Source organism: Curtobacterium sp. NPDC090223, from assembly GCF_044746585.1.
Lineage (GTDB): Bacteria > Actinomycetota > Actinomycetes > Actinomycetales > Microbacteriaceae > Curtobacterium.
Genome location: NZ_JBIVCN010000001.1, coordinates 112,757 through 133,119 on the forward strand (window position 1 = coordinate 112,757; position 20,363 = coordinate 133,119).

At 71.2% G+C, this 20,363-nt stretch carries 15 protein-coding genes; 11 read left to right on the forward strand and 4 right to left on the reverse strand.

Annotated features, from left to right (window positions below):
* Window positions 1-2 precede the first annotated feature (2 nt).
* From ACIPJY_RS00520 to ACIPJY_RS00535, 4 genes are all read left to right on the forward strand, one after another.
* Window positions 3-1,553 carry a chitinase gene (locus ACIPJY_RS00520; RefSeq protein WP_400460660.1) on the forward strand — a complete coding sequence of 517 codons (1,551 nt, stop codon included), beginning with the start codon at window positions 3-5 and terminating at the stop codon, window positions 1,551-1,553.
* Window positions 1,554-1,736: 183 nt separating this feature from the next.
* Window positions 1,737-2,216, forward strand: a complete 480-nt coding sequence (locus tag ACIPJY_RS00525) for an FHA domain-containing protein (protein ID WP_400460658.1) — start codon at window positions 1,737-1,739, stop codon at window positions 2,214-2,216.
* Complete coding sequence (locus ACIPJY_RS00530; protein WP_400460656.1) at window positions 2,216-2,920, forward strand: MerR family transcriptional regulator; 705 nt, start codon at window positions 2,216-2,218, stop codon at window positions 2,918-2,920. Before ACIPJY_RS00525 ends, ACIPJY_RS00530 begins: the two co-directional genes overlap by 1 nt.
* Before the next feature lie 217 nt (window positions 2,921-3,137).
* A complete protein-coding gene (locus ACIPJY_RS00535) occupies window positions 3,138-3,662 on the forward strand; it encodes a MerR family transcriptional regulator (RefSeq protein ID WP_395868411.1) in 525 nt (174 codons plus the stop codon).
* A 246-nt stretch (window positions 3,663-3,908) separates the two neighbouring features.
* Here ACIPJY_RS00535 and ACIPJY_RS00540 read toward each other — a convergent pair whose 3' ends face one another.
* The gene (locus tag ACIPJY_RS00540; RefSeq protein WP_400460654.1) at window positions 3,909-4,724 is read right to left on the reverse strand and encodes a ParA family protein; all 816 of its coding nucleotides are present in this window, start codon (window positions 4,722-4,724) and stop codon (window positions 3,909-3,911) included.
* A 60-nt stretch (window positions 4,725-4,784) separates the two neighbouring features.
* On the opposite strand from ACIPJY_RS00540, the gene ACIPJY_RS00545 reads away from it, so the two are divergent.
* From ACIPJY_RS00545 to ACIPJY_RS00560, 4 genes are all read left to right on the forward strand, one after another.
* The gene (locus tag ACIPJY_RS00545) at window positions 4,785-8,195 is read left to right on the forward strand and encodes a pyruvate carboxylase (protein ID WP_400460652.1); all 3,411 of its coding nucleotides are present in this window, start codon (window positions 4,785-4,787) and stop codon (window positions 8,193-8,195) included.
* Window position 8,196: 1 nt separating this feature from the next.
* Window positions 8,197-8,700 carry a peptide deformylase gene (locus tag ACIPJY_RS00550; protein WP_400460650.1) on the forward strand — a complete coding sequence of 168 codons (504 nt, stop codon included), beginning with the start codon at window positions 8,197-8,199 and terminating at the stop codon, window positions 8,698-8,700.
* 244 nt (window positions 8,701-8,944) lie between these two features.
* Complete coding sequence (locus ACIPJY_RS00555; protein WP_400460648.1) at window positions 8,945-11,143, forward strand: hypothetical protein; 2,199 nt, start codon at window positions 8,945-8,947, stop codon at window positions 11,141-11,143.
* A gap of 122 nt (window positions 11,144-11,265) precedes the next feature.
* On the forward strand, window positions 11,266-11,397 hold the full coding sequence (locus ACIPJY_RS00560) for a hypothetical protein (RefSeq protein WP_260235675.1): 132 nt from the start codon (window positions 11,266-11,268) through the stop codon (window positions 11,395-11,397).
* 122 nt (window positions 11,398-11,519) lie between these two features.
* Here the strand turns inward: ACIPJY_RS00560 and ACIPJY_RS00565 are convergent, their stop codons facing one another.
* Complete coding sequence (locus ACIPJY_RS00565; RefSeq protein ID WP_400460646.1) at window positions 11,520-13,388, reverse strand: AMP-dependent synthetase/ligase; 1,869 nt, start codon at window positions 13,386-13,388, stop codon at window positions 11,520-11,522.
* 148 nt (window positions 13,389-13,536) lie between these two features.
* On the opposite strand from ACIPJY_RS00565, the gene ACIPJY_RS00570 reads away from it, so the two are divergent.
* The 3 genes from ACIPJY_RS00570 to ACIPJY_RS00580 all read left to right on the forward strand — a co-directional run bounded on the left by ACIPJY_RS00570 (window position 13,537) and on the right by ACIPJY_RS00580 (window position 16,709).
* On the forward strand, window positions 13,537-14,490 hold the full coding sequence (locus tag ACIPJY_RS00570; protein ID WP_400460644.1) for an ROK family glucokinase: 954 nt from the start codon (window positions 13,537-13,539) through the stop codon (window positions 14,488-14,490).
* Between the two features lie 46 nt (window positions 14,491-14,536).
* Window positions 14,537-15,262, forward strand: coding sequence for a lysophospholipid acyltransferase family protein (locus ACIPJY_RS00575; RefSeq protein ID WP_400460642.1), 726 nt, complete (start codon window positions 14,537-14,539; stop codon window positions 15,260-15,262).
* Window positions 15,263-15,365: 103 nt separating this feature from the next.
* On the forward strand, window positions 15,366-16,709 hold the full coding sequence (locus tag ACIPJY_RS00580) for a class II 3-deoxy-7-phosphoheptulonate synthase (RefSeq protein ID WP_400460903.1): 1,344 nt from the start codon (window positions 15,366-15,368) through the stop codon (window positions 16,707-16,709).
* Between the two features lie 210 nt (window positions 16,710-16,919).
* Here the strand turns inward: ACIPJY_RS00580 and pknB are convergent, their stop codons facing one another.
* Window positions 16,920-18,953: a Stk1 family PASTA domain-containing Ser/Thr kinase gene (gene pknB / locus ACIPJY_RS00585; protein WP_400460640.1), complete on the reverse strand. Its 2,034-nt coding sequence runs from the start codon at window positions 18,951-18,953 to the stop codon at window positions 16,920-16,922.
* A 115-nt stretch (window positions 18,954-19,068) separates the two neighbouring features.
* Entirely contained in the window at window positions 19,069-20,304 is a 1,236-nt protein-coding gene (locus ACIPJY_RS00590) for a LysM peptidoglycan-binding domain-containing protein (RefSeq protein ID WP_400460638.1), read from the reverse strand.
* Window positions 20,305-20,363 lie beyond the last annotated feature (59 nt).

Genomic DNA, 20,363 nt, shown 5'->3' on the forward strand with positions numbered 1-20,363 from the left:
CCATGTCGACCACGAAACGCCTCTCCCCGCTCCGCGTCGGCCTCGCCGCCGTCGTGGCCGTCGCGCTCGTCGCCGCCGGGTACGTCGGCTTCGACCGCTGGCAGTCCGCGCAGGCCGCCGAGACCCAGCAGTCCTGGTTCGCCGGGTACACCGACGTGACCGCCACCCCGACCTTCGCCTTCGAGGACGTCAAGTCCGCGAAGGGCCGCAACGTGATGCTGTCCTTCGTCGTGGCGGACAACGACGCCGCGTGCACCCCGACGTGGGGCTCGTTCTACTCGTTGCAGGGCGCATCCGACCAGCTCGACCTCGACCGGCGCATCGCTCGCCTGCAGCAGCAGCACGGCGAGGTCGGGGTCTCCTTCGGCGGCCTCTCGAACGACGAGCTCGCGACGACCTGCACGAACCGCTCCGACCTGGTCGACGCCTACACGACGGTGGTGAAGCGCTACGACGTCAGCACGGTCGACTACGACGTCGAGGGCGACGACCTCACGAACCACGCCGCGGGGGAGCGCCGCGCGAAGGCCGTGGCGGAACTGCAGGAGCAGCGTCGAGCCGCCGGGCACCCGCTCGCCGTGTGGCTGACGCTCCCAGCGGTGCCGTCCGGTCTGACGAGCGACGGCACCACCGCGGTCGCGCAGTTCCTCAAGGCCGGCGTCGACCTGGCCGGCGTGAACGCGATGACGATGGACTACGGCGACGGCAAGGGGGCGAGCCAGAGCATGTACTCCGCCTCGGTCCAGACGCTGCAGCAGGTGCACCGGCAGCTCGGCGTCCTGTACGAGCGGTCCGGCACGCCGCTGTCCGACGGCACGCTCTGGCACAAGGTCGGCGCGACGCCGATGATCGGCCAGAACGACGTGCAGGACGAGGTGTTCACGATGGCCGACGCGAAGAAGCTCAACACCTGGGCGAGGCAGCAGGGACTCGGCCGGATGTCGATGTGGTCGCTCAACCGCGACACGACGTGTGGGTCGAACTACGTCAACCTGTCGACCGTGTCGGACTCCTGCTCCGGCGTCGACCAGGACGGCGTGCTCTTCGCGGACGTGCTCGGCAAGGGCTTCAGCGGTGGGGTCGTCGCGGCCGCGTCGGACGTCACGACCGCCGAGCCCTCGGCCACCGCGGAGCCGACGGACGACCCCTCGACCAGCCCGTACCCGGTGTGGAGCGCGGACGCGTCCTACCTCGAGGGCACGAAGATCGTCTGGCACCGCAACGTCTACCAGGCGAAGTGGTGGACCTCGGGCGACCTGCCGGACGACCCGGTGCTGAGTGCCTACGAGACCCCGTGGCAGCTCGTCGGCCCCGTCCTCGAGGGCGAGAAGCCGGTGCAGCAGGTCACCCTGCCCGCTGGGACGTACGACGCATGGTCGGGCACCGCGACGTACGACACGGGGGACCGCGTCCTCTTCGACGGGATCCCGTACCAGGCGAAGTGGTGGAACACGGGCGACAGCCCGGAGGCCTCCACGAGCGACCCGGACGGGTCGCCCTGGGTGAAGCTCAAGGACTCCGAGATCGCGCGGATCCTGCAGGACGGCAGCTGACGCCGCCTGGTCGCGACCACGACGGACGGGAGGCCCGGTGCCAGCTGGCACCGGGCCTCCCGTCCGTCGTCGGGTCGCGCGCCTGTCCGCTCGCCGCGGACAGGTCGTGTCACCCGTCCACGGGACTCTCGACGGCACTCGCGTTTCCGATACGCTTGGACGCCAAGAGGAGGAGGTCCACCGATGCCAGATCCAGTGGTCCCGCAGCCAGAGGGACAGCGTGCCCCGGAGCAGCGGCTGGTCGACACGACGCTGACCTTCAGCATGGAACTCGGAGCGGCACTGACGCCCGAGTCCGGTGTCTCGCCCGAAGAACGTGAAGCGATCAACGCCCTGCCCTCCGGCTCGGCGCTGCTCGTGGTCCGCCGCGGTCCCAACGTCGGCGCCCGGTTCCTGCTCGACTCCGACGTCACGACGGCAGGCCGGCACCCCGACGCCGACATCTTCCTCGACGACGTCACGGTGTCCCGCAAGCACGCGCAGTTCCTCCGGCGCGGCACGACCTTCAGCGTGAAGGACCTCGGTTCGCTGAACGGCACGTACTTCGACGGCGACCGCATCGACGAAGCACAGCTCACCGACGGCGCCGAGGTGCAGGTCGGCAAGTTCCGCCTGACGTTCTACGCGTCCCGCGTCGACCTGGCGCGCCTGGCGAACGCGTAGTGGCTGCTCGCTCGGCCGTGGTGCGGTCGGGTTCGCCGGCCGCGGACCTGCTGACTATCGGCCAGGTCCTCGCGCGGCTGAAGCCGGAGTTCCCGGACCTGTCGAGCTCCAAGCTGCGCTTCCTCGAGGAACGCGACCTCGTCACGCCGGTCCGGACCGCCAGCGGGTACCGCAAGTTCTCGCCCGCCGACGTGGAGCGCCTCCGGGTCGTGCTCGGGCTGCAGCGGGACCACTACCTCCCGCTCAAGGTCATCAAGGAGTACCTCGCCGACGTCGACGCCGGGCGCGACCCGGTCCTGCCCGGTGGCGGCGACGGTCCGAAGCCCTCGATCCTCGGCGGCGAGAAGCGGTACTCCCGCGATGACCTCGTGCGTGCCGCCGGCGCCTCGCCCATGCTGCTCTCCGACGCCGTCACCGCGTCGCTGCTGCCAGCGTCCGACACCTTCGGCGAGGACTCCGTCGTCGTGCTGAAGGCCCTCGTCGAACTGCAGCGCACCGGCATCGAGCCGCGCCACCTCCGCACCTTCCGCAGCACCGCCGAACGCGAGGTCGGGCTCATCGAGTCCGCGCTCATGCCGGTGTCGCGGCGCGGGGACGCGACCTCGAAGGCGAAGGCACTCGAGCTCGCGCGGGAGATCGCCGGGCACCTCGAGGTCATCCGGTCGAACCTCATCCGGGCCGCGATCGGGCGGATGGACGCGTGATCCCGGTCTCCGCTGGGCCTGTCGTTCCGTCGGTGGACGGGCGTATCCTCGACACGCCGGACGCGCCGAGTCGGATGTACCGCGTCGGAGCCGTCGGAGTCGCTACCGTGGACCTCGGCACAACTCTCAACCCGTCGTTGAAGCTTCGGGTGAGGGCTCGATCGTCCTGGAAGGCAGTCCAATGAGTGGGAACGAAACCCCCGGTACCCCGTCAGACATGACGCGGTACGACCTCGGGTTGCTCTTCACCGACGGTCTGCCCGAGCACGACGAGCAGAACGGCTACCGCGGCACCGTCGCCGCGAAGGCAGCCGGCATCAGCTACCGCCAGCTCGACTACTGGGCACGCACCGAGCTCGTCGAGCCGACGATCCGTGGGGCCGCGGGCTCGGGGTCGCAGCGGCTCTACGGCTTCCGGGACATCCTGGTGCTCAAGCTCGTGAAGCGCCTGCTCGACACCGGGATCTCGCTCCAGCAGATCCGCACCGCGGTGAACCAGCTCCGTGAGTCCGGCGTCTCGGACCTCGCCCAGACCACCCTGATGTCCGACGGTGCCTCGGTGTACCTGTGCACCTCCGACGACGAGGTCATCGACCTGGTGTCCCGCGGGCAGGGCGTGTTCGGCATCGCGGTCGGCAAGGTCCTGCGCGAGGTCGAGAGCTCGCTCGTCGAGCTCGACGCGACGCCCGCGGCCGACCCGGCCGACGAGCTCGCGGCGCGCCGCGCGACGCGCGCGTCCTGACGCGCCGCGCGCGCTGACGCGCCGCGCGCGCTGACGCGCCGCGCGCGCGGACGCGCCGCGCGCGCGGACGCGCCGCGCGCGCTGACGCGCCGCGTCCGCACCCCAGACAGCCGTGAGATCGCACTCACTGTCGCCTCGGGCTGTGCTGACCGACCCGGAGTGCGATCTCAGCGAGACGCGCGCGGCCCCGGACGCGCGAGACCCCCGGCGTCGCCGCCAGGGGGCCTGTCGCTCGACCGGTGTCCGCTACTCGGCGGGAGCGCCGTCGGCGTAGGGGCCGATCTTGCCCGTGCGCATGATGCGCTCGAGCAGCTGGTCGAAGTTGCGCGCCATCTCCTGTGCGGACTCGCCGGGCCACACGTGCAGGGGCTTCGCCGCACCCTGGGCCTGCTGCAGCGAGGTGCGCTCGGGCAGCTGCGGGGAGAGCACGAGCGGGCCGAACATGTCGCGGAGTTCCTTGATGCGGAACTGGTGCTCGAGCGACTGCACACGAGCACGGTTCACGATGATGCCGAGCGGCTGCAGGCGGGGGGAGAGCCCGCGACGGATCTCCTCGATCGCGCGGAGTGCACGGTCGGCAGCCGCCACGGAGAAGAGGCCGGGCTCGGTGACGACCGTCACGCGGTCGGATGCCGCCCACGCGGTGCGGGTCAGGGCGTTGAGCGACGGCGCGCAGTCGATGAGCACGAGCTCGTAGTCCTGCTCGACGTTGGCCAGGGCCTCTTCGAGCTTCCAGATGTCCCGGATGGAGGGGTGCGGGCCGTCGAAGTTGATGGCGGAGGGCGAGCCGACCATGACGTCGATCTTGCCCTGCGAGCCCTTCGTCCAGCCGGACGGCGCGATGGCCTGGCGGACGATCTTCTCCTTCGGGTTCTCGAGCACGTCGGCCACGTTGAGGTGTCCGGCGATGTTGATGTCGAGGCCGGTGGAGACGTCGGACTGCGGGTCGAGGTCGACGACCAGCGTTCGCAGGCCCTTGGCGAACGCGGCCGAGGTCAGACCGAGTGTGACCGTCGTCTTGCCGACACCGCCCTTGAGAGAGCTCACGCTGAGTACATGCACGTTGAGCAACGTTACCGCCAGTAGGGTTGTCCCACCTGACCCAGCGCTGAAAGGGCCCGCGTGTTCCGCAAGATCCTGGTCGCCAACCGTGGCGAGATCGCGATCCGTGCCTTCCGTGCGGCGTACGAGCTCGGCGCGGGCACCGTCGCCGTCTACCCCTACGAGGACCGCAACTCCCTGCATCGTCTCAAGGCGGACGAGGCCTACCTGATCGGCGAGCGGGGGCACCCGGTCCGGGCGTACCTCGACGTGTCGGAGATCATCCGTGTCGCGCTGGAGTCCGGCGCCGACGCCATCTACCCCGGGTACGGCTTCCTGTCGGAGAACCCGGACCTCGCCGCAGCGGCCGCCGCGAACGGCATCACGTTCATCGGCCCGGGCGAGCACGTCCTGGAGATGGCGGGCAACAAGGTCACCGCGAAGGAGCACGCGATCGCGGCCGGCGTCCCGGTCCTCGCGAGCACGCCGGCCAGCCGCGACATCGACGAGCTCATCGCGGGTGCGGACGCCGTCGGCTTCCCGGTCTTCGCGAAGGCCGTCGCCGGTGGTGGCGGCCGTGGCATGCGGCGCGTCGAGACCAAGGCCGAACTCCGTGCAGCACTCGAGGAAGCGATGCGCGAAGCCGACAGCGCGTTCGGCGACCCGACGATGTTCCTCGAGCAGGCCGTGCTCCGCCCGCGCCACATCGAGGTCCAGATCCTCGCCGACGCCACCGGCACCGACGCGGGCACGATCCACCTCTTCGAGCGGGACTGCTCCGTGCAGCGCCGCAACCAGAAGGTCGTCGAGATCGCCCCGGCACCGAACCTGGACCCCGCGATCGCCGCGGCGCTGCACCGCGACGCCGTGGCCTTCGCCCGCTCGATCGGCTACGTGAACGCCGGCACGGTGGAGTTCCTCCTCGACACCGTCGGCGAGCGTGCCGGCCAGCACGTCTTCATCGAGATGAACCCGCGCATCCAGGTCGAGCACACCGTCACCGAAGAGGTGACGGACGTCGACCTCGTGCAGTCCCAGATGCGCGTCGCCGCGGGGGAGACCCTGGCCGACCTCGGGCTCTCGCAGGACACGGTCGCCGTGCACGGGGCCGCGCTCCAGACCCGCATCACGACCGAGGACCCGACGCAGGGCTTCCGCCCGGACACCGGCCGCATCACGACGTACCGCAGCCCGGGTGGCGCCGGGGTCCGGCTCGACGGCGGCACCGTGGCGACCGGCGCCCAGATCAGCCCGCACTTCGACTCGATGCTCGCGAAGATGACCTGCCGCGGCCGTGACTTCCCGTCCGCCGTGCAGCGGGCCAAGCGCGCCCTCGCGGAGTTCCGCATCCGCGGGGTCAGCACGAACATCCCGTTCCTGCAGGCCGTGCTCGAGGACCCGGACTTCGCCCGCGGTGACGTCTCCACCGCCTTCATCGAGGAGCGTCCGCAGCTCTTCAGCGGCCACGTCTCGAAGGACCGCGGCACGAAGGTCGTGAACTGGCTGGCCGACGTCACGGTGAACAAGCCGAACGGCGAACCGGGTGCGCAGATCGTCGACCCGGCGCTGAAGCTCCCGCGCCTGGACGTCACCCGGCCCGTGCCGACCGGCCAGCGCGACCTGCTGCTCGAGGTCGGGCCGGCGGCCTGGGCGAAGGCGCTCCGCGAGCAGACCGCCCTCGCCGTCACCGAGACGACGATGCGCGACGCCCACCAGTCGCTCCTCGCCACCCGGGTCCGCAGCAAGGACCTCGTCGCGGTCGCCCCGTACGTCGCCCGGCTCACCCCGGAGCTGCTGAGCGTCGAGGCATGGGGCGGTGCGACCTACGACGTCGCGCTCCGCTTCCTCGGCGAGGACCCGTGGGAGCGCCTGGCGTCCCTGCGCGCGGCGATGCCGAACATCCCCATCCAGATGCTCCTCCGCGGGCGCAACACCGTCGGGTACACGCCCTACCCGACCGAGGTGACCGACGCGTTCGTCGCCGAGGCAGCCGCCACCGGTGTCGACGTGTTCCGCGTGTTCGACGCCCTCAACGACGTCAGCCAGCTCCGCCCGGCACTCGAGGCCGTGCTGGCCACCGGCACCGCCGTCGCCGAGGCCGCACTCTGCTACTCCGGCGACCTGCTGGACCCCGCCGAGGACCTCTACACGCTCGACTACTACCTCCGCCTGGCGGAGCAGATGGTCGAGGCCGGCGCCCACGTCATCGGCATCAAGGACATGGCGGGCCTGCTCCGCGCGAGCGCCGCCGAGCAGCTCGTCACCGCGCTCCGGGAACGCTTCGACCAGCCGGTGCACGTGCACACCCACGACACCGCCGGCGGCCAGCTCGCGACCCTCCTCGCGGCAGCGCGGGCCGGAGCGGACGCCGTCGACGTCGCCGCGGCCCCGATGGCCGGCACCACCAGCCAGCCGAGCATGTCCGCGCTCGTCGCGGCCCTCGCGCACACCGAGCGGGACACCGGCATCTCCCTCGCCGCCGTCGGCGACCTGGAGCCCTACTGGGAGGCCGTACGCCGTGCGTACGCGCCGTTCGAGTCCGGTCTCGCCGGGCCGACGGGCCGCGTGTACAAGCACGAGATCCCCGGCGGGCAGCTCTCGAACCTCCGCCAGCAGGCGATCGCGCTCGGGCTCGGCGACCGCTTCGAGCAGGTCGAGGACTGGTACGCCGAGGCGAACCGGATCCTCGGGCGGCCGACCAAGGTCACGCCGTCCTCGAAGGTCGTCGGCGACCTCGCGCTGCAGCTCGCAGCGGTCGACGCCGACCCGGTCGACTTCGAGCAGAACCCGCAGAAGTACGACATCCCGGACTCCGTCATCGGCTTCATGGCCGGCGAGCTGGGGGAGCTCCCCGGTGGCTGGCCCGAGCCCTTCCGGTCGAAGGTCCTCGCGGGGCGCGACATCGTCCCGACGATCACCCCGGTGCCCGACCACGAACGCGCTGCCCTGGCCACGCCGGGAGACGACCGCAAGCAGGCCCTCAACCGGCTCCTGTTCGCGGGTCCGACGCAGCAGTTCCAGCAGGTCCGCGACGAGTACGGCGACCTTTCGGTCGTGTCGACGGTGGACTACCTCTACGGCCTCCGCCCCGGCGAGGAGCACGTCGTGCCGCTCGGCAAGGGCGTGCACCTGCTCGTCGGGCTCGAGGCGATCGGTGAAGCCGACGAGCGCGGCATCCGCACGGTGATGACGACCCTGAACGGGCAGCTCCGTCCGGTGGCGGTCCGTGACCGTTCGATCCAGGTCGAGACCAAGGCCGCCGAGAAGGCGGACAAGACCGACCCGAAGCACGTGGCGGCGCCGTTCTCCGGCGTCGTGACGCTCAAGGTCGCCGTCGGTGACTCCGTCGAGGCCGGGCAGGCCGTGGCGAGCATCGAGGCGATGAAGATGGAAGCGGCCATCACGGCACCCGTCGCGGGTGTCGTCGGCCGACTCGCGATCCCGGTGACCCAGCAGGTGGACGCCGGAGACCTCCTGGTGGTGCTGCAGTAACGTGACCGTCCGTCCCATCCGCCTCTTCGGCGACCCCGTCCTCCGTTCGACCGCCGACCCGATCGCCCCGACCGCCCTCGGGTCGAACGGGATCCGGGACCTCGTGCAGGACCTCATCGACACCGTCAAGGAGCCCGGTCGCGCCGGGGTCGCCGCGCCGCAGATCGGCGTCGGCCTCCGCGCGTTCTCGTACAACGTCGACGGCGAGGTCGGGTACGTCCTCAACCCGGAGGTCGTCGAGGTCTCCGGTGAGCCCGAGCTGATGGACGAGGGCTGCCTCTCGGTTCCCGGCCTGGCCTACCCGACCAGCAGGTACCCGTACGCCAAGGTCCGTGGCGTCGACGTCGACGGCAACGAGGTCGTGGTGGAGGGCACCGGGCTGATGGCCGAAGCCCTGCAGCACGAGGTCGACCACCTGGACGGCACCGTGTACGTGATGACCCTCGCCCCGGAGACGCGCCGCCAGGCCCTCCGCGACATCCGCGCCCAGGACTGGTTCCACTGACCGACGCCGAGTGGACAACGGCGGACACGCCGGCGCTGGCCGACGTAGGCTCACCGCAACCACAGGAGCGCGTTCCCGACGTTCCGACCCCCGTCATGGGGCTCGGCACGGCTGCTCCGACCACGTAGGTTCGTCGCGACGCCGCGAGACCAGCGGGGTCCACGGCGACGCCGACGACCAGGGCTCGTCGCGACGCCGCCGATCACCGGACTCGTCACGACGACGACAGGATCAGGGGCAGACGATGGAACGACAGCGCAGGGGAATCCGTGCGGCCGCAGCGGTGACGATGGCGGTGGTCGCAGCGGCGGTGGGGCTCGTCGCGATCACGCCGGCGGCCCCCGCGTCCGCCGCGACCACCGAGTCGGAGGCGGCCGACTACGCCACCGACGTCTACGGCGACGCGTGGGACTTCTCGAACTCCTCGGACTTCAACACCGACTTCTCGCACACCGCGGCGACCGTCTCCGGCGGTGCCCTCAAGGTGTCGCTCGCGACCGGCAACCGCCTGTTCCTGGTCCACTCGATCTCCGGCAGCCTGCCGTTCGGCCGGGACGGCGCACGGCAGCCGGTCGACCCGGCGAAGTACACGCACCTAACGTTCTCGATGGACCAGCCCCTGACGAAGCACATCGGCGCCGTCTACTGGTTCACGTGCCGCGAGCAGACCTCGGCCTGCGGTGGTGGCTTCAGCTTCCCGATCGTGCAGGGCCCGCACGTCTACGACTTCGACCTGACGGCGAAGTCGAACCTGCTGGCGAAGGTGCCGTGGAAGTCCGCCAAGAAGGTCGTCTTCCGGCTCGACCCGGTCGTGCTGGCCTCCAGTGAGGGCAACACCGGCAAGACCGCGAGCATCGACTGGGTCCGGCTGCACGCCGCGCCGGACGCCACGCACCCGCACGCCGGCATGCCCGCCGGGACCTACAGCGGCTACACCGTCACCCCGAAGCCGCAGCTGGTGGTGGACTCCCCGAACCAGACGCAGGGGCAGGACCTGGCGACCGCACAGGCCGGGCGCCCCTGGAACTTCAGTTCCGCGGCGGCGACGGCGAAGGTGACGTTCTCGAACACGAAGGTGACGTCCCGCGATGCGAAGGGCATCAACGCCCGCAACGCCGCGCCGAAGCAGAACGATCCGCAGGTGCACCTGCCGGTGTCCTCGTTCTCCGGCAGCACCTACCACTACGTCCAGTTCGACATGCAGTACGACGGCCGCTTCGACCTCGGCAGTTCGTCCGGCGGCGGGAAGCTGGCGCGTGTGATCTGGAACGTGTCGGGCACCGGGACGCCGCAGATCGGCAACGACGTCCTGACGTACACCTCCGGCAACCAGTCCGAGGTCTCGCTCGACATGACCGCGTCGAACCCCCTGGACGAGAAGGCCCTCGCCCCGAAGGCGGGCTGGGCCGGCCGGACGATCACCGGCCTGCGCTTCGACCCGAACGAGGACCCGGGCCAGGCGACCTGGCACCTGCGCTCGGTGCACCTCCGCGCCGACCCGACGGCCACCGGTGCGACGAACGTGACGTTCCACGACAACGCCTGGGTGCAGGGCACGACCGCCGACGTGGCCGTCGGGACCGCCGCACCCGGGGGCAGCGGCTACACGCGCATCGCCACCGGCGTCGCGGTCGCGAAGGGGGCCAACAGCGTGCCGTTCCGTCTCGGCACGCTGCCCGCCGGCAAGTACAACGTGCAGGTCACCCTGCACCACCCGGACGGCAGCGCCGCGACCGCCTACGCGAACGCCGCGATCGTGATGAAGGCGGACACCTCGCACGACCCGAAGGGCCGCTTCGACGGCGCTTCCGGGAACGCCGACGGCGTGACGATGACCGGGTGGGCGTTCGACCCGGACGCCACCGCGGGCACCCAGGTGCGGGTGTACGACGCGACCTCGGGCTCGCGGTCCATCGGGACGGTCACGACGTCCGTCGCGCGACCCGACGTGCAGCGGGCGTACCCGTCCGCGCCCGCGACGAGCGGATGGTCGTTGACCGTGCCGCTCACCGCCGGTACCCACAAGATCTGCGCGTACGGACTGAACACCGGCGCGGGGTCGTCGAACCCCCTGCTCGGTCAGTGCCGGAACGTCGCGGTCGCTGCGGGGGCGTCGCACGACCCGGCCGGTTCGCTCGAGTCGGCGACGCCGGTCGCGGGCGGCGCGTCCCTGACCGGATGGGCCTGGGACCGGGACACCACGGCACCGATCTCGGTCGCGTTCTACGACCAGACATCGGGTTCGCGGAGCCTCGGTCGCGTCACGACGAGCCTGCCGCGCGGTGACGTCCAGCGGGCACACCCGACGGCGCCCGCGAACACCGGGTACTCCAAGGTCGTCACGCTGGCCGCCGGCACGCACAAGCTCTGTGCGTACGGCATCAACGTCGGCGCCGGCAGCACGAACCCGCTCCTCGGCTGCCGTTCCGTGCGGGTCGGCTGAGCGCGGAACGCACCCGTCGGGGTGACACCCGGACGCGGGATTGTCGCCATGTCCTGACGAAGAGGTACCGTATCCCGGTCGGCCTCCCACCGACACGGTTTCCCACACCTCCAGGACGCACGATGGCACCCCAGAACGACGAGCTCAGCTCGCACCGCACCCGCACGAACCGCCGCCCCGAGCCGGTCGCCACGACGACCTCGTCGACGGCCGTGCTCGAGCCCACGGACGCGCCGGACAACCGCACCGTCTGAGCGCGTGGTGCGTCCGCGACGCGGCGGACGCAGCCGACCTGGTCTGGACCGACTGGAGGCCCGGTGCCGGTCCGACGGACCGGCGCCGGGCCTCCAGACTGGTTCCGTCCGGCGCCCGCCGCCTACTTGCGGCGGCGACCCTCCACCACCGGCGTCGCCGTGGTCTGGACCTTCGATCCCGCGTAGATGTGCGCGATGTCCGCGGCGAAGTCCCGCAGGATCACCGACCGCTTGATGGTCAGCTTGGGGGTGAGGTGCCCCGACGCCTCGGTCAGCTCGGTGTCGAGGATCGTGAACGACCGCACCGACTCGGCACGGGAGACCCGGCTGTTCGCGGTGTCGATCGCCTCCTGCACGACGGCCAGGACGCGCTCGTCGTAGGCGGCCTCGTGCGCGGAGAGCGCCGGCGTGATGCCGCGTGACTCGCACCAGCCGGGCAGCATCTCGCGGTCGAGCGTGACGAGGGCGGCGACGAACGGCTTGCCCTCGCCGACGACGACCACCTGGCCGATGAGCGGGTGCTCGCGGACGCCGTCCTCGAGCGGTGCTGGTGCGACGTTCTTGCCGCTCGCGGTGACGATGAGCTCCTTGGCGCGGCCGGTGACGGTGAGGATGCCGTCGGCGTCGAGCCGGCCGAGGTCGCCGGTGCGGAACCAGCCGTCGGCGAACGCCCTGTCGGTGGCCTCGGGGTTGTTCCAGTAGCGGTCGAAGACGTCGACGCCGCGGATCAGGATCTCGTCGTCCTCGGCAATCCGGATCTCGACGCCGGGGAGCGCGCGGCCCACCGATCCGATGCGGAGCTCGGCGGCACGGTTCACCGTGGCGGGCGCGGTGGTCTCGGTGAGGCCGTAGCCCTCGAGGATGAGCACCCCGATCGACCGGAAGAAGTGCGACAGCCGCGGGGAGAGCGGTGCCGAGCCGCTGATCGCGTACCGGACCCGGCCGCCGATCGCGTCCCGGAGCTTCGCGTACACGAGTCGGTCGAACAGCTTGTACTTCAGTGCGAGGGTGAGCGGCACCCGCGCGGCGGCGACGGCCTCGGAGTGCGCGACCGCGGTGGCGGCCGCTGCCCGGAAGATCCTGCCCTTGCCGCCGAGGTCGGCCTTCTGCTCGGCCGAGTTGTAGATCTTCTCGAAGACGCGGGGGACCGCGAGCAGGAAGCTCGGCTTGAAGGTCGACACGGCCTTCATGAGGTCCTTCGTGTCCGGTTCGTGGCCCACCAGGACACCGGCGGAGATCGACATCGCGGCGATGAACCGGGCGAACACGTGCGCCATCGGGATGAAGAGCAGCGTGGAGGCGTCCCCGGCGATGATCTCGGACATCGCCTCGGTGGAGCCCTCGACCGTCGCGGTGAAGTTGTCGTGCCGGAGCACGCAGCCCTTCGGCCGGCCGGTCGTGCCCGACGTGTAGATGATCGTGGCGTCGTCGTGGCCGTGCACGGCGGCGGTGCGGGCGTCGAGGTCGTCGTCGGTGACGTCCTCGCCGAGCCGGGTCAGGTCGTCGAGGCCGCCGCCGTCGATCGTCCAGTGCTGCCCCAAGTGCGGCAGATCGGCGGCGATGCCGGCGACCCGGCGTGCGTGCTCCTCTTGCTCGACCACGATCGCGACGGCCTCGGAGTCGCTGAGGATGTGCCGGATCTGGTCGGGGGAGCTCGTCTCGTAGACCGGGACCGACACCAGCCCCGCGGTCCAGATGGCGAAGTCCACCAGGGTCCACTCCAGGCGGGTCCTGGACAGGATCGCGACGTGCGCGCCGGGTTCGAGGCCCGCGGCGACCAGGCCCTTCGCGATCCCGCGCACGCGACGTTCGACGTCGAGCGCGCTGATGGTCGTCCACGTGTCGCCGTGACGCTCGCTGAGGATCGGGCGATCCGGCGTCAGGCGCGCACGGTCCGAGAGCAGCCGGGCGGCGGAGCCGTGGTCGGGCGCGACGGGCGGCGTCGTGGCTGGCTGGGACTCGCTGGTTGGTGCGGGTCGCTGATCGTTCACGGCAACTCCCTTGTCGACCGGTTCGATGACGAGTTCGTCTCATGTTGACGACTCTGCTTCCAGCATAGGGCTCGACGTCGCGCGTTCGATGAGTACGCACCGCGCGCGCGTTCGGTGCGTGGGTACCGAACCGGTAGGCTCGGTCCTCGTGCACGCCATCGGAATCGACATCGGGGGCACCAAGATCGCGGGAGCGGTCGTCACGGAACTGGGCGAGATCCTCGCCGAGGACCGCGTCGCCACGAACGCTGCGGACCCGAACGCCATGCTGGACGACGTCGTCGCGATGGTCTCGCGACTCCGCGACGGCCACGACGTGGGCGCCGTCGGCGTCGCCGCGCCGGGGTTCATCGACGCCTCACAGTCGATCGTCTACTACACGCCGAACATCCGGTGGCGGAACGAGCCCCTGCGCCAGAAGCTGCAGGAGCGCCTCGGCGACCTGCACATCACGGTGGACAACGACGCCAACGCGGCCGGCTGGGCGGAGTTCCGCTTCGGCGCCGGACGGCTCGTGTCCGACATGACCATGCTCACGATCGGCACCGGCGTCGGGGGCGCGATCGTCACCGAGGACCGGCTGTTCCGCGGCGGCTTCGGCACCGGTGGTGAGATCGGTCACCTGCGCATCGTCCCGAACGGCCTGCCCTGCGGCTGCGGCGCCCGCGGCTGCATCGAGCAGTACGGCTCCGGCCGTGCCCTGCAGCGCATGGCCAACGACGTCGCCGACGCCGGCGGCATCGGCGTCGCGCTGGCCCAAGCCCGCGACGACAACGGCGGCCAGCTCGACGGCGCGATCGTCGGGGACCTCATCCTCGCCGACGACCCCGGTGCCCTCGCGGCGCTCCGTCGCCTCGGGCGGCACCTCGGCGAGGCCTGCGCCTCGCTCTCCGCGGTGCTCGACCCGCAGCTCTTCGTGTTCGGCGGCGGCGTCGCCAGCGCGGGGGAGCGCCTGCTCGACCCGATCCGTCAGGCGTACCTCAACAACCTGCCGGCCCGCGGGTACCACCCGGAGCCGGAGTTCGTGATCGCCGAGCTCGTCAACGACGCCGGTGTCGTCGGCGCGGCCGACCTCGCGCGGATCCACGCCCGCACCGCCTGACGACCGACGCCGCACGCCTCACGCCTCACCCGATACGGAGTCGACGATGCTCTACTGGCTGCTGAAGAACTTCCTGCTCGGCCCGCTCATCCTCACGCTGTTCCGGCCGTGGGTGGTGGGGCGTGAGCACGTGCCGACCTCGGGGCCGGTCATCTTCGCGTCGAACCACGTGTCGTTCATCGACTCGGTGATCCTGCCCGCCGTGCTCGACCGCCGGATGTCGTTCCTCGCGAAGAGCGACTACTTCACCGGCCGCGGGCTCAAGGGCTGGGCCACGAAGACGTTCTTCAACGCGATCGGGCAGCTGCCGATCGACCGCTCCGGCGGCAAGGCCTCGGAGGCCTCGCTCCGCACCGGCCTGCAGGTCCTGGCGCGCGGCGAGCAGCTCGGCATCTACCCCGAGGGCACCAGGAGCCCGGACGGCAAGCTCTACCGCGGTCGCACCGGCATCGCGCGGATGATCCTCGAGGGCCGCGTCGTCGTGGTCCCCGTCGCGATGGTCGGCACCAGGGAAGTGCAGCAGATCGGGCAGCGCATCCCGAAGTTCAAGCGCGTCGGCGTCGTGTTCGGCAAGCCGCTCGACTTCTCCCGCTTCGAGGGGTTCGAGACGGACCGCTTCATCCTGCGCAGCGTCACCGACGAGGTCATGCACGAGCTCGCCGGCCTCAGCCGCCAGGAGTACGAGGACGTGTACGCGACGAGCGTCAAGGAGCGCGCGAGCACGGCGCGCGAGAAGGTCATGCGGGAACGCGCGGGCACGCCTGCACGTTAGGCTCTGATGGTCCCGGCACCCGGCCGGAACAGCCACCATCGCAGAACCAAGAGGTACAGCCTTGTCCGAGTCGACCGACTTCGTCGCCCTGCAGGATCCGGACGTGATCGAGGGCCTCGACTACTGGCGGACGCTCCCGATCAAGCAGCAGCCGAGCTGGCCGGACCAGGCCGCCGCCGAAGCCGCCTCCGCGGAGATCGCCACGCTGCCGCCGCTCGTCTTCGCGGGAGAGGTCGACCAGCTCCGCGACCGCCTCGCCGCGGCCGCGCAGGGCAAGGCGTTCCTGCTGCAGGGCGGTGACTGCGCCGAGACCTTCGCCGGTGCGACCGCCGACTCCATCCGCGACCGCGTGAAGACGATCCTGCAGATGGCCGTCGTGCTGACGTACGGCGCGTCCATGCCGATCGTGAAGATGGGCCGCATGGCCGGGCAGTTCGCCAAGCCCCGCTCGAGCGACTTCGAGACCCGCGGCGACGTCACGCTGCCCGCCTACCGCGGTGACATCGTGAACGGCTACGACTTCACGCCGGAGAGCCGCGCGGCCGACCCCCGTCGCCTCGTGCAGGGGTACCACACGGCGGCCTCCACGCTGAACCTCGTGCGGGCCTTCACCCAGGGCGGCTTCGCCGACCTCCGCCAGGTGCACTCGTGGAACAAGGGCTTCGCGTCCAACCCCGCGAACGCCCGGTACGAGCACCTCGCGAAGGAGATCGACCGCGCGATCCGCTTCATGGACGCCTGCGGCGCGGACTTCGACGAGCTGAAGCACGTCGAGTTCTACGCCTCGCACGAGGGCCTGCTCATGGACTACGAGCGCCCGATGACGCGGATCGACTCGCGCTCCGGCCAGGCCTACGACACCTCGGGGCACTTCATCTGGATCGGGGAGCGCACCCGCGACCTGGCCGGCGCCCACGTGGACTTCCTGTCCCGCGTCCGCAACCCGATCGGGGTCAAGCTCGGCCCGACCACCACGGTCGCCGACATGGAAGCCCTCATCGAGAAGCTCGACCCGAACCGCGAGCCCGGCCGCCTGACGTTCATCACCCGCATGGGCGCCGGCAAGATCCGCGACGAGCTCCCGAAGCTCCTCGAGGCGATCAAGGGCATGGACGCGAACCCGCTCTGGGTCACCGACCCGATGCACGGCAACGGCCTGACCACCCCGACGGGCTACAAGACCCGTCGGTTCGACGACGTCGTGGACGAGGTCCTCGGCTTCTTCGAGGTCCACCGCGAGGCCGGCACGTACCCGGGCGGCATGCACGTCGAGCTCACCGGTGACGACGTCACCGAGTGCCTCGGCGGGTCGGAGCAGATCGACGAGGCCACCCTCGCGACCCGCTACGAGTCGCTCTGCGACCCGCGGCTCAACCACATGCAGTCGCTCGAGCTCGCGTTCCTCGTCGCCGAGGAGCTCAGCGCGCACCCGCACACCGCGCGCTAGTCGCGCGCACCGCGCCGCACGCTGTCGCTTTCGTCGCCCGGCGCCGCACGCGCCGATTGCGACAGCGTGCGGCCGTCTGCGCCGCGCATCCGCCTGCGCGCTGTCGCATCCGTCGCAAGTGGTGCGGCAGCGACGGTGGTGACGTGCGCGCCCGCGCCGCACTGTCGCTTTCCGCGACCGGTGCGTGGGCGCGCTGCCGCCCCGCGCGCGCTACTGGTCGTAGGCCAGCGTGATGGTGTCGCCCCGGTGGACGGTGGCGTTCGCGCCGGGGTCCGTCGAGGTGACGGGCAGCGTCGACTTCCAGTCGTAGAAGCTGCACAGCACGTTCTTGCAGTCCGGGTAGGACACCTTCAGCCCGAGGTTCTCCAGCGTCGAGGTGGCTTGGTTCAGTGTCTTGCCCTGCACGTCCGGCAGCGTGATCGGCGCCGGGCCCTTCGACACGACGAGGTCGATCGCGGTGCCCTGCACTGCGGGGTCGGCCTCGGCCTTCGCGGAGATGACCTGCCCCTCGGGGACGTCCTCGCTGTACTGCTCGTCCTGGGCACCGACGGTGAGCTCGACGGCCTCGAGGGCTGCCTTCGCGTCCGCAGCGGTCTTCCCGGTGACGTCCGGCACGGCGCCGAGGGACACGGTCAGGGTGACCGGGCCCCGTTCGCCGTAGGTCTGCACCTTCGTCAGGTCGACCGCGTTGCCGTCGGTGTCCCGCCCGGTGGCCGCGATGACGGTGTCCTTGGCGACCTCGTCGGAGAACTGGTACCGCGGGTCCTGCAGGTCGAAGTCGTCGTCGAGGGCCGCCTGCGCGGTGGACACCGACTGCCCGACGATCGCGGGGAGCGTGATCATCTTCGGGCCGTCGGAGACCAGGATCTGCACGGACGTGCCCTTGCGGACCTCACGTGCGGCGGCGGGGGCGGTGGCGGACACCTGGCCCTTCGCGACGACCGCGTCGAAGCGCGCACGGGTCTTCGCGGCCGCCTGGAGCCCCTCGGCCTCGAGCATCTGCCGGGCCTGGGAGACGGACTTGCCGGCGACCTGGGGGATCCGGACGTTGCCGCCGGGACCCGGACCGAAGTACCAGCCGAAGCCGGCGCCGGCCAGGATGAGCGCGACGACCACGACGAGCGCGATCCAGCCGCGCTTCCGGCGCTTGGTGGACTTGTCGGCCAGGCGCTGCGCGGCGGGGGAGAGCGCGCCGGGTGCTTGGCCGGTGCGGCGGGGACCGGGGGCGTTGCGCCCGCGGCCACCGGTCGGGCCCGTGCTGCCCCGACCCGGTTCCGGTGCGGCGTCCGTGCGCGAGCCGATCACCGCGGTCGCGTCGGTGGCGTCCGGGCCCGGTGCGCCGGCCGGCAGGATCGCGGTGGCGTTCTCGGGCCGCAGCACCGCGGTCCGGTACTGCCCGGTCGCCCGCTGCTGGTTGCCGTTGATGTGCTCGAGCATCTCGCGGGCGTCGCGCGGCCGGTCGTCGGGGTCGCGGGCGGTCGACCACGCGACGAGTTCGTCGAGCTCGGCCGGCACGCCCGGCGTGGCCGCGCTCGGCATCGGCACGGTGTCGTTGGCGTGCTGGTAGGCGATCTGCATCGGCTGCTCGCCCTTGTAGGGCTGCTCGCCGGTGAGCATCTCGTAGAGCATGATGCCGACGGCGTAGATGTCGCTCCGGGAGTCGGCGGCACCGCGCGTGACGAGCTCGGGGGAGAGGTACGCGATCGTGCCGAGGAGCGCGGCCCCGGTCGCGGTGTTCTGCGTCGAGGCGCGCGCCAGGCCGAAGTCGCCGAGCTTGATGCGGCCGTCGTCGGCGAGCAGGACGTTCTCGGGCTTGAGGTCACGGTGCACGATGCCCGCGCGGTGCGCGGACGCCAGGCCGGCGAGCACGGCGCGGAGGATGTCCGTCGCCTGCTCCGGCGTCAGGGCGCGGTGCTCCTGCAGCAGGTCCCGCAGCGTGATGCCCGGGATGTACTCCATGACGATGTAGGCGGTGTCGCCCTCCGCGCCCTGGTCGTAGACGCCGACGAGGTTCGGGTGGGACAGCCGCGCGGCCGAACGTGCCTCTTGGATGAAGCGCTCACGAAAGGCCTCGTCGTCGGCGAGGTGGCCGTGCATGATCTTGATCGCGACCCGGCGCTCGAGTCTGACGTCGGTCGCGAGGTACACGGTCGCCATGCCTCCGCGCGCGATGCGGGAGCGGACGCGGTACCGCTGATCGATCATGCGACCGATCATCGGATCCGTGGCGGCGTTCGTGGTCATCGGCGGCATTCTACGAATCGGGACTGCACGACGGCGCATCGGCGCACCGGTCGTGATGCAATCTCGATCTCAGGGATGAGGTCGAGTCCGTGGCGGCCCCGGGTGCGCGCAGCGCTCAGAGCGTCGCCAGCCAGGCGGTCGCGGACTTCTCCCACTGGGCGTACGCCTTCGGGTACGCGGAACGCTGGACGGCCTGCGCGGCGTCGGCCACGCTCTTCGTCGACCAGCCGGGGACGTCCAGGAGCCCCGAGGTCGTGCCCTTGTTCGGGTTGTGCTTGCCGCCGAAGAACAGCTTGGCGGCGTAGGTCGGGTCCTGCAGCTGCGCCGCGGTGCCCCAGCCCTGGCTCGGCCGCTGCTGGAACAGCCCGACCGAGTCCCGGTCGCCGTGCGACAGGTTCCGCAGGCTCGACTCCTGCATCGCGGCGGCCAGTGCGATGACGAGTCCGCGGTCCGGCACCCCGAGCGACCGACCGACGCTGACGATGGTCTCGGCGTTCTGACGCTGCTCGGCGGACAGCGAGGGTCCGGTGGTGGGCAGGACGAGCGTCTTGCCGGCGTAGATCGTGCTCGTGTAGGTCAGGCCGTTCGCGGAGAGGAGTGCCGAGACGGACACCCCGTGCGCGGCGGCGATCGTCGCGATGGTCTCGCCACTGCGGATCGTGACCGACCCCTTCGAGGACGACGACGATGTCGAGGAGGACGGGGTGGCCGCGGTCGTGGCAGCGGCGGGCGCGACCGTGGCAGCAGCCGCTCCGGCCTTCGGCACCGTGAGCGACTGGCCCGGGTAGATGACGCTCGCGAGCGAGAGCTTGTTCGCGCCGAGCAGCGCCGAGGTCGACACGCCCACGCGGGCCGCGATGCCCGAGATCGTGTCGCCCGACTTCACGTGGTAGCTCGACGTGGTCGACGTCGTGGTGCCGGCGGTCGACACCGCGGGCGTCGACGCCAGGTGCAGCGTCTGCCCGGGGTGGATGATCGTGTTCCAGCCGAGGCCGTTGCGCACCAGGATCTCCTGCGCGGAGAGGCCGTACCGGGCGGCGATGCCCGACACGGTGTCGCCCTGCTGCACGGTGTACGTGGTCGGGGCCGTGCGGACGGCGGCGACCGTGGTGACGGTCGTCTGCGTGGGTCGGGCGACCGCGGTGCCGAACACCGACCGGTGCCCGACGTTGTGGTCCTGGTCGACGTGGCGCTTGTTGTTCGCGCCGTCGTCCTCGTGACGCGGCTCGGCGTGGGCGACGGGGCCGGTGAGTCCGGCGGTCACGGCGATGGTGCCGGCCAGGACGATCGGCATGGTCGCGAAGCGGGCGGATCGTTGGCGTCGAGCGTGGTCGTCTGCTGCGGTGTCCACGTGGTGCTCCTGTCTCCGGGTGAGCCGTGCGCACGCGGGCGCGCACTCACAGGTGGCTC